Raw genomic sequence first — 2,351 nt, forward strand, 5'->3', positions numbered from 1 at the left:
AAGAAGAGAGTTACAGCTTCATCTGGAGTACGAGAATCTGCGTTGTCCGAAATATTACCACTGAAAAAGGAGTCGATATGACTGATGACCTCCTTACGAAACTCAGAGCGCTCAAGCTGTCAGCAATAGCCGATGGCATGATACGCCAGCGGGAGGCACCTGGTACATACAATGAGCTGGGGTTCGCAGAACGTCTGGTGCTACTTGTCGAAGAAGAACTATTGAATCGTGAAAACAGCCGTGTTGGTCGGCTGAGAAAGCGGGCGCGGTTGCGCCACGGTGCAACCCCTGAGGGTCTTTGCTATCCGGTATCCAGAGGGTTAAAGGCAGAACAGATGTGCGAGCTTCTGAACGGGCATTACATCACCCACAGTAAGAATATCCTGATAACAGGGCCAACTGGCAGCGGCAAAAGCTGGGTAGGTTGTGCGCTGGACGAGCAGGAGTTCCGCCAAAAGAGAAACATCCAATACTGGCGTATGGGTCGGCTGCTGGATCAGCTTGAGCAGGGGCGACTGGACGGCAGCTTGCTTAACCAACTGAAACAGCTTCAAAAAATAGAGCCTCTTATCTTGGACGACCTCGGTCTTGAAGTTATCACAACGCTGCAATGCAATGACTTGCTGGAAATAACGGAAGACCGATGTGGGCAAACCAATACGATCCTGATCAGCCAGTTGCCGGTGGAGCAATGGTACGGTGTTATGGGAAATCCTACGGCGGCCGATGCCTTCATGGATCGGCTGATCCACAACGCCCACAGGCTGGAGCTTAAGGGAGAATCATTAAGGAAAAATAGCCCGGTAGTGGAAAGCGCAGAAGAAACACACTAACACGATAAAAAAGCTAGGTTCCCGGATGATCGATACGATGCGAAATCGTGATCGACCTTAGATGCGAATCGATGATCGATCGCATGCGAATATGCACTTTGACTGTATCGTTCTGAAAGTCCGGCAGGACAGCCGCGTTATCAATAAGTCTGTGTTCCTGGCGCTGGGTATCAATATCGAAGGCCAGAAAGAGCTACTGGGGATGTGGCTGGCCGAAAATGAAGGCGCAAAGTTCTGGCTGAACGTGCTGACAGAACTGAAAAACCGTGGCCTGACCAACATCCTCATTGCCTGTGTGGACGGCCTGAAAGGGTTCCCGGATGCCATCAACACGGTCTACCCGGAAGCCCGCATCCAGTTGTGCATCGTGCACATGGTGCGCAACAGTCTGCGCTTCGTTGCCTGGAAGGACTATAAGGCGGTAACACGCGACCTCAAAGCAGTGTATCAGGCTCCAACCGAAGAGGCAGCGCTTCAGGCGCTGGAGACGCTCGGCGGGACATGGGATCACCGCTATCCGCAGATAAGCCGGAGCTGGCAGTCAAACTGGGCCAACCTGTCGACATTCCTCTCATACCCGCAGGAACTTCGCAAGGTAATCTACACGACGAACGCTATAGAATCACCGAACAGCGTGATCCGGCATGCAATCAAGAAACGCAAGGTGTTCCCGACTGATGACTCGGTGAAGAAGTTCGTATGGCTGGCAATCGAGGCTGCATCACAGAAATGGACGATTCCCTTACAGGACTGGCGTATGGCAATGCGTCGCTTTATTATCGAGTTCGGTGACCGCCTTGACGGTCACTTCTGAGGAAAGTCATTTACACAAAATCTTAAACAGGCTCTTTTTTGTTAAATAAGCAAAAAACTTCCTATTGGGAATTATAGCAGGAAATCGTCCAGATATTTACCTTGCTCTTCAATGGCTTTCTTGATCACGGCAGGAGTGCGGCCTTGGCCAGTCCAAGTTCTTGCTTCGCCGTTTTCATCAGTATATTGATATTTTGCCGGGCGCACAGCACGTTTGCTTTTGCCCGGTGTTTTTGCTGCACCCAAAGATTGCAACAGTTCATTCGGGTCGATGCCATCAGCAATCAACATATCACGATATTGCTGTAATTTACGGGTACGTTCTTCGATTTCTGCCTGAGCTTGATTATCTTCGTCACGACGCTCATTGACAACGACTTCCAGTTTTTCCAGCATTTCTTCCAAGGTATCCAGGCTGCATTCTCTCGCTTGGGCGCGCAGAGTACGGATGTTGTTTAGAACCTTTAGTGCTTCGCTCATTGTGATAATCTCAAATAATATTATTGGTGGCGTATGTAGGGTGATAATAGATGGCTATTTTATTTTCTGCAATAGTCAAATTTTGGTCGTGTATTCAATGAGTTGATGTAGCATCAAACGTAGTACTCGCGTTCGATGTAAGTACCGATGATCCTATCGTGTATTTCGGATGATTTTGAATATCCGAGCGTCTTGCGATTGAGCCGTTGCAATCGGTTACGCAGT

At 49.4% G+C, this 2,351-nt stretch carries 3 protein-coding genes and 1 pseudogene; 2 read left to right on the forward strand and 2 right to left on the reverse strand.

The window, feature by feature from the left end; genetic code table 11:
• Positions 1-77: 77 nt before the first annotated feature.
• Complete coding sequence (istB, locus tag QZ506_RS19695; protein ID WP_291973334.1) at positions 78-833, forward strand: IS21-like element helper ATPase IstB; 756 nt, start codon at positions 78-80, stop codon at positions 831-833.
• Between the two features lie 91 nt (positions 834-924).
• Positions 925-1,647, forward strand: a pseudogene (locus QZ506_RS19700) (IS256 family transposase); the annotation flags it as partial.
• A 71-nt stretch (positions 1,648-1,718) separates the two neighbouring features.
• Here QZ506_RS19700 and hns read toward each other — a convergent pair.
• Together hns and QZ506_RS19710 are read right to left on the reverse strand one after the other, a co-directional pair.
• Positions 1,719-2,126 (reverse strand): histone-like nucleoid-structuring protein H-NS, encoded by a 408-nt coding sequence (gene hns, locus QZ506_RS19705; RefSeq protein ID WP_291973331.1) that lies wholly within the window; start codon positions 2,124-2,126, stop codon positions 1,719-1,721.
• Positions 2,127-2,239: 113 nt separating this feature from the next.
• On the reverse strand, positions 2,240-2,351 hold a 112-nt coding region (locus QZ506_RS19710), incomplete at its 5' end, for an IS1 family transposase (RefSeq protein WP_291970347.1).

The organism is Candidatus Symbiopectobacterium sp. (assembly GCF_020054415.1).
Lineage (GTDB): Bacteria > Pseudomonadota > Gammaproteobacteria > Enterobacterales > Enterobacteriaceae > Symbiopectobacterium.